Source organism: Kitasatospora sp. NPDC088783 (assembly GCF_044750705.1).
Lineage (GTDB): Bacteria > Actinomycetota > Actinomycetes > Streptomycetales > Streptomycetaceae > Kitasatospora > Kitasatospora fiedleri.
Window position 1 is genome coordinate 335,960 of sequence record NZ_JBIVKJ010000008.1, and the last position, 6,791, is coordinate 342,750.

The 6,791-nt window shown below is 74.1% G+C and carries 6 protein-coding genes and 1 pseudogene; 2 read left to right on the forward strand and 5 right to left on the reverse strand.

The window, feature by feature from the left end:
- The first annotated feature begins 52 nt into the window (after positions 1-52).
- Positions 53-481, forward strand: a complete 429-nt coding sequence (locus tag ACIP60_RS23825; RefSeq protein ID WP_400687476.1) for a hypothetical protein — start codon at positions 53-55, stop codon at positions 479-481.
- 61 nt (positions 482-542) lie between these two features.
- On the forward strand, positions 543-1,748 hold the full coding sequence (locus ACIP60_RS23830) for a hypothetical protein (protein WP_400687478.1): 1,206 nt from the start codon (positions 543-545) through the stop codon (positions 1,746-1,748).
- A gap of 7 nt (positions 1,749-1,755) precedes the next feature.
- On the opposite strand, the gene ACIP60_RS23835 is transcribed toward ACIP60_RS23830, so the two are convergent.
- From ACIP60_RS23835 to ACIP60_RS23855, 5 genes and pseudogenes are all read right to left on the reverse strand, one after another.
- The gene (locus ACIP60_RS23835; RefSeq protein ID WP_400687480.1) at positions 1,756-2,277 is read right to left on the reverse strand and encodes a hypothetical protein; all 522 of its coding nucleotides are present in this window, start codon (positions 2,275-2,277) and stop codon (positions 1,756-1,758) included.
- A 47-nt stretch (positions 2,278-2,324) separates the two neighbouring features.
- Positions 2,325-4,169, reverse strand: a complete 1,845-nt coding sequence (ilvD, locus tag ACIP60_RS23840) for a dihydroxy-acid dehydratase (RefSeq protein WP_400687482.1) — start codon at positions 4,167-4,169, stop codon at positions 2,325-2,327.
- A gap of 116 nt (positions 4,170-4,285) precedes the next feature.
- Positions 4,286-5,065: a class I SAM-dependent methyltransferase gene (locus ACIP60_RS23845; protein ID WP_400687484.1), complete on the reverse strand. Its 780-nt coding sequence runs from the start codon at positions 5,063-5,065 to the stop codon at positions 4,286-4,288.
- Positions 5,066-5,126: 61 nt separating this feature from the next.
- Complete coding sequence (locus ACIP60_RS23850) at positions 5,127-5,954, reverse strand: sugar phosphate isomerase/epimerase family protein (protein ID WP_400687607.1); 828 nt, start codon at positions 5,952-5,954, stop codon at positions 5,127-5,129.
- 219 nt (positions 5,955-6,173) lie between these two features.
- Positions 6,174-6,791, reverse strand: a pseudogene (locus tag ACIP60_RS23855) (hypothetical protein); the annotation flags it as partial.

Genomic DNA, 6,791 nt, shown 5'->3' on the forward strand with positions numbered 1-6,791 from the left:
TATGGCTTCCGGGCCCGGCGGGGAGCACCGTGGAGGCATGGGACACGGAGAGTTGTCAGGACGTGAGAACCGCCAGGTCGCCGTCGCCGCCGCGACGCTCGGCCCGTGGCGGACGGCGGCGGCGGTGGGCACGGTGGTCGGCGGGGCCGCGCTCGCGGTGGACGTGGTCACCCTGGACTGGTCATGGGGCATCCTGGCCGGGCCGGTGAGCCTCGGGTTGTTCTTCTTCTTCCTGGTCGGCACCGTGGGCGGGCGGCTGCGCGGCGGCGGCGACCGGCGGCTGCGCCGCTGGGCGGACGCCCACCCGTGGCAGTCGGCGCTGCCCGCCACCGGGGCGCTGCTGGTGCTCAACACCCTGGCGCTGTGGCTGCTGGGCAGCCACGGCCTGTTCGGGGCGCTGTTCACCTCGCTGCTGCCGGCCGGCGTGCTGCTGGCGGTGGCGGGCGTGGTGGGCGCGGTGAAGTCGGCCCGCCGGAGTTGACGCCGCGTCACGTCCGACCCCGTCGTCGTGCGTGTCGGCGGTGGTCGGCATACTTCCGGCCGTGCCGACGATAGATGAGCCGAGGCCGGGCGACGGTGGTCCCGGCAGCTCCGACGACCCCTTCGAGGGGCTGGTGCTGGACGAGGAGTTCGTCCGCGCCGCGACGAACAAGGAAGCCTCCGGGCGGGCCCGGATGCTGACCGAGCGGTGGAGGCGGGAACCGCCGCCGGCGAACGAGCCGTGGCGGCCCACCACCGAGGTGCGGCCCGCCGGGAAGGCCCGGCGGGCCGGCCGCGCGGCCGGGCCGAAGCGCGCCCGCCCGGTGCGCGGCGTGCTGCTGTTCGCGCTGGCGGTGGCGGTCGTGCTGGTCGGCCTGCGGCTGACCGGCACGGGCCGCTCGGACGCCCCGGAGTCCTCCGCGCTGCCCACCGTGGGCGCGGAGACCGCCCCGCCCAGCAGCGCCCCGCCCACCGTGGACCCGGACGTGCCGACCCCGGAGCGCCCCTGGGCGGGTTCGCCCGCCGAGGCGTGGCCGAACGGCGCGGACGGCATCGGGATGCCCGACAGCACGCCCGCGACGGGCGTGTTCGGCGCGAAGCAGGTGGCCGCGCACCTGGACGCGGTGAAGGCGTACCTGGTGGCCACCAACCTGGACCCGCAGGTGCTGGCGGGCGGCAGCCCGCAGCGCGCCCTGGAACTGCTGAACGGCGAGGACGCCGACCGGCTGTCCCAGGCGCTGGCGCACCCGGACGCCGAGCACGACCCGACCGGCTGGCTGAGCCGGTTCGACCCGGCCCGGGCGGTGCCGGTCACCGACCAGGTGAAGGTGCAGGGCCGGATCAGCTTCGAGGGCGACGGCGACAAGGGCATGCTGGTGCACACCGACGTCACCTACGTGTACGCGCTGCGCCCCGGCCCGGACGCCGGGAAGGCCGGCGGGGGCGGCGCCGACGCGCGGCCGGCCTCCTGGGCGGGGGCGGACCACAGCCGGTCGGTGGACCGGGAGATCGTCCGCCGGGTGCAGGACTTCCGGTTCTACGACCCGGAGCACTACCGGGTGACGCCCGGGAAGCTGGTGCTGGACAAGGGGAACAGCGAGTTCGGCAACAACCGGTGCGCGTGGGGGGCCGGCTACCTGGAGCCCGATTTCGCCTTCCTGCGGGCGCCGTCGGCCGACCCGTCGCAGGGCGGCCCGACCGTCGACCCGTACAACCGGACCGCGCCGCTGCGGGAGGACCGGGAGTGCGGGACGGTCAGCCGCACCTGACGGCCGCTCAGGAGCGCCGCCGGGCCGCCTTGCGCGCGTCGCGCCCGGCCCGGGCGGCGCCGCGGCGGTGCCAGGTGGCGGTCTCCCGGTCGTGGACGGCCCGCCTGAGGCCCTCGCCGGGGGCCTCGACCAGGCTGCGGGCGAAGTAGGCGGCCAGCGCGCCGACGGAGCCGACCAGCCAGACCCCGGCCAGCGACTTCTCCTCCGCCATCCAGCCGGTGAGCGAGTCCCGGCCCTCGGTGAGGATCCTCCAGTTCCGCAGGCCGGCCAGCGCCGAGCAGAGGCCGATGGCGAGCGTCAGCGGCAGCGAGAGCGGGGCGGCTTCGGAGAGCCGGACGCCGGAGACGCCCAGCCGCAGCGCGAGTGCCCCGGCGGCGGTGGCGGCGAGGGCGCCGAGCGAGACCGCGACGCGGCGCAGCCAGTAGTCGGGGCCGCGCCGGACCCAGGTGGTGCCGAACCAGCGGATCGGCTGGGGGGCGGGTGCCCCGTCCGCGGTGGTGGTCGTGGCCGTCGTACGCGTCGTACTCACGGTCCGATTATCACCACGAGCGGGGTCCGCCCCCGGGGCAACGCGCCTCAGCCGAGCTTGGAGACGTCCCGGACGGCGCCCTTGTCGGCGGAGGTGGCCATCGCGGCGTACGCCCTGAGCGCGGCGGAGACCTTCCGGTCGCGGTTCCTGGGGCGGTAGCCGCCCTCGGACTCCAGCTTGAGGCGGCGCTCGTGCAGCTCCTCGAAGGAGACGTCGAGGTTGATGGTGCGGGCCGGGATGTCGATGGTGATCGAGTCGCCGTCCTCGACCAGCGCGATGGCGCCGCCGGAGGCCGCCTCCGGGGAGACGTGGCCGATGGACAGGCCGGAGGTGCCGCCGGAGAACCGGCCGTCGGTGATCAGCGCGCAGGCCTTGCCCAGGCCGCGGCCCTTGAGGAAGGAGGTGGGGTAGAGCATCTCCTGCATGCCGGGACCGCCCTTGGGGCCCTCGTAGCGGATGACCACCACGTCGCCCTCGGTGACCTGCTTGGTCAGGATCTTCTCGACCGCCTCGTCCTGGGACTCGCAGACCACGGCCTTGCCCCGGAAGCGCCAGATCGACTCGTCCACGCCGGCGGTCTTCACCACGCAGCCGTCCTCGGCGATGTTGCCGTACAGGACGGCGAGGCCGCCCTCGACCGAGTAGGCGTGCTCGACGCTGCGGATGCAGCCGCCCGCGTCGTCGGTGTCCAGGGTGTCCCAGCGCTCGGACTGGCTGAACGCCTCGGCGGAGCGGACGCAGCCGGGGGCGGCGTACCAGAGGTCGACCGCCTCGGCGGAGGCCGAGCCGCCGCGCACGTCCCAGGTCTTCATCCACTCGGCGAGCGAGTCGGAGTGCACGGTGTGGACGTCCTCGTGCAGCAGGCCGCCGCGGTACAGCTCGCCCAGGATGGCGGGGATGCCGCCCGCGCGGTGCACGTCCTCCATGTAGTAGGAGCCGTTGGGGGCGACCTTGGACAGGCAGGGCACCTTGCGGGAGATGCTGTCGATGACCCGCATGTCGAAGTCGACCTCGGCCTCCTGGGCGGCGGCCAGCAGGTGCAGGATGGTGTTGGTGGAGCCGCCCATCGCGATGTCTAGCGCCATGGCGTTCTCGAACGCGGCGCGGGTGGCGATGTTGCGCGGCAGGACGGACTCGTCGTCGCCGCCGTAGTAGCGGTTGGTGATCTCCACGACCGTGCGGCCGGCCTGCTCGTACAGGGCGCGGCGGCCGGTGTGGGTGGCCAGCAGCGAGCCGTTGCCGGGCAGCGAGAGGCCGATCGCCTCGGTGAGGCAGTTCATCGAGTTGGCGGTGAACATGCCCGAGCAGGAGCCGCAGGTCGGACAGGCGTTCTCCTCGATGATCGAGATGTCCGCGTCGGAGACGTTCTCGTTCACCGCCTGGGAGATCGCGTCCACCAGGTCCAGCTTGCGCACCGTGCCGTCGACCAGGGTGGCCTTGCCGGCCTCCATCGGGCCGCCGGAGACGAAGACGGTGGGGATGTTCAGGCGCAGCGCGGCCATCAGCATGCCGGGGGTGATCTTGTCGCAGTTGGAGATGCAGATCAGCGCGTCGGCGCAGTGCGCGTTGACCATGTACTCCACCGAGTCGGCGATCAGGTCGCGCGAGGGCAGCGAGTACAGCATGCCGTCGTGGCCCATCGCGATGCCGTCGTCCACCGCGATGGTGTTGAACTCGCGCGGGATGCCGCCCGCCTGCTTGATCGCCTCGGAGACGATCCGGCCGACCGGCTGGAGGTGGGTGTGGCCCGGGACGAACTCGGTGAAGGAGTTGGCGACCGCGATGATCGGCTTGCCGAAGTCCTCGCGGGCTACGCCCGCGGCGCGCAGAAGGGCGCGCGCGCCCGCCATGTTGCGACCCTGGGTGACCGTGTTGGACCTCAGCTGGGGCATCGTTGCCGCTCCTTCAGGAGACTCTCGGGGGCTGTCGAGCCTACGCCCGCACCGGCCGTTCCCGGACCCGGTGTCCGCGATGCGGTCAGCGCGGGCGGCCCCCGCGGCCCCGGACGCTACGGCTTCGGCAGCACGAAGGCGTCCAGCCGGTACGGCTCGGTGACCTGCCCGTCCGGGAACTCGGCGAGCAGCGCCGCCCGCTCGGCGGCCAGCACCGGGGCCCGCCGCTCCGGCTCCAGCACCGCGAAGTACGAGCGGGAGGTCAGGTCGTCGATCACCTGCTCCACCGGGACGGTCCGCTCCCAGCGCAGCCGCGCGGAGCGCACCTCCAGGCCCGATCCCGTCAACTTCTCCGGCCTGGCGTTCACCCCGCTGTGGTGGTCGTACGTGGGCAGGGCCGCCGCCAGCCGCTCCTGCTGGGCCGCCAGCCAGGGCACCTCGAAGTCCTTGACGTTCCACCACACCGCCAGCGACCCGCCCGGGCGCAGCACCCGCAGCGCCTCCGGGATCGAGCGCGCCGGGTCGGTCCAGTGGAACGCCTGGGCGTACGTCACCAGGTCCACCGAGGCGTCGTGGAACGGGAGTTCGTCACCCACCGCCTTCACCACCGGGACGCCCGGACTCAGCTCGCGCAGCACCGCGGCCATCCCCTCGCTCGGCTCGACCGCGACCACCCGGGCGCCGCGTCCGGCCAGCAGCCGGGTGGCGATGCCGGTGCCCGCGCCGACGTCCAACACCTCGGCCCCGGCCAGCGGGCGGCCGGCCAGCCGCTCCAGCTCGTCGAAGAGCGCGTCCGGGTAGGACGGCCGGGCGGCCTGGTACTGGGCGGCCACCGGGCCGAAGGAGTTGGCGTGCGCCGCGGTGTCGTACACCGGCGGGTTCCCCTGTTCCGTCACGGGTCCGACTCTAGGCGCGAACACCCCGCGCGGTGGCGGGGGTTCGCCGACGGAGGACGTGTCAGTCGGCCGGCCGCGCCGTCGCCAGGTGCAGCCGGGTGAAGGCCAGCGCCTCGGCCAGGTCGGCCTCCCGCTCGGCGGGGCCGCCCGCCTTGCGGGTGTTGACCTCCAGCACCACGTGCCCGTCGAAGCCGGTGCGGGCCAGGCGCTCCAGCAGCTCCGCGCAGGGCTGCTTGCCGCGTCCGGGGATCAGGTGCTCGTCCTTGCCGGAGCCCGAGCCGTCCGCCAGGTGCACGTGGGCCAGCCGGTCGCCCATCCGGCCGACCAGTTCGAGGGCGTCCGTGCGGGAGGTCGCGGCGTGCGAGAGGTCGACGGTGAAGTGCCGGTACTCCTCGTCCGTGACGTCCCAGCCCGGCGCGTACGCCAGCACCTCGCGGTCCCGGTAGCGCCACGGGTACATGTTCTCCACCGCGAACCGGACGTCGGTCTCCCCCGCCATCCGGCCGATCCCGGCCACGAAGTCCTTGGCGTACTGCCGCTGCCAGCGGAACGGCGGGTGCACCACCACGGTGTCCGCGCCCAGCCGCTCGGCCGCCTTCCGGGCCCGCACCAGCTTGGTCCACGGGTCGGTGCTCCACACCCGCTGGGTGATCAGCAGGCACGGCGCGTGCACCGCGAGGATCGGCACCCCGTGCCGGTCGGAGAGCCGCCGCAGCGCCTCCACGTCCTGGCTCACCGGGTCGTTCCAGACCATCACCTCGACGCCGTCGTACCCCAGCCGGGCGGCCAGCTCGAAGGCCGTCTCGGTGGTCGACGGGTACACCGACGCGGTCGACAGCGCGACCTTCGTGTCGGGCACGTGCAGCGCCGGGTGCGGGGCCGGCAGCACCGGCCGGTCCAGCTTGCGCCGCGCCGCCCGGGCGGCCCGGGCCGCCTTGGACGGCAGCGGGCCGCGCCTCGTCCTCCGACCGCCCGTTGCATCCGCCACGCAGACCAGGTTAAGCGCAAGCGGGGCGGCGACCGGGCACCGGACGGGTGTGGGACGCAGCACGCGGGCCGCCGGCGCGACTGCGCCGACGGCCCGCCCGTGCCGCTCGCGCGGCGGGTGCTACGCGGTGAAGTACCCGTTCAGGTCGGCGATGACCTGGACGTTCCCCGAGTGGTTGTACAGCGTGACCCGGCCGTCCACGACCGGCACCACGACCAGGTTGGAGACGGTCAGCCCGGGGGTGTAGTTGAGGTTCGACACCCCGGGGCGGTCCGTCCCGTGCGGGTAGGCGATCAGGTGGCTGGCGTCGGTCGGAGCGGTGACCGTGACGTTCAGCACCACCGCGGTGGCCCCGTACGGCACCCCGCCGACGCCGCCGACCTGGAAGCTGACGATCCCGTCCGGGCCGACCTGCCCGGCCCGGGCGCCGGTCCCGTAGCGGGTGTCGAGCAGCCGCTGCGGGGCGGTCGGGGCGAAGCCCGCGCCGTCGGCCGCGTAGTAGCCGGTGACGTCGGCGATCAGGTCCACCGAGCCGGAGTTGTTGCGCAGGTCGACCTTGCCGTTGACCACCGGCACGGTCACCAGGTTGGGCACGATCTGCCCGCGGGTGAAGTTGAGGTTCGACACGTTGGGCAGCGGCTTCCCGTCCGGGTAGACGGTGACGTGCCCGTCCTCGCTCGGGTCGACCGCGGTCACGTTCATCACCACGGCGGTGACGCCGGTGGCCGGGACGCCCTT

What these genes read in the sequence shown, in the direction of transcription:
- ilvD (WP_400687482.1), bottom strand. Translation starts at nt 4,169, where the DNA reads ATGCCCCAGCTGAGGTCCAACACGGTCACCCAGGGTCGCAACATGGCG.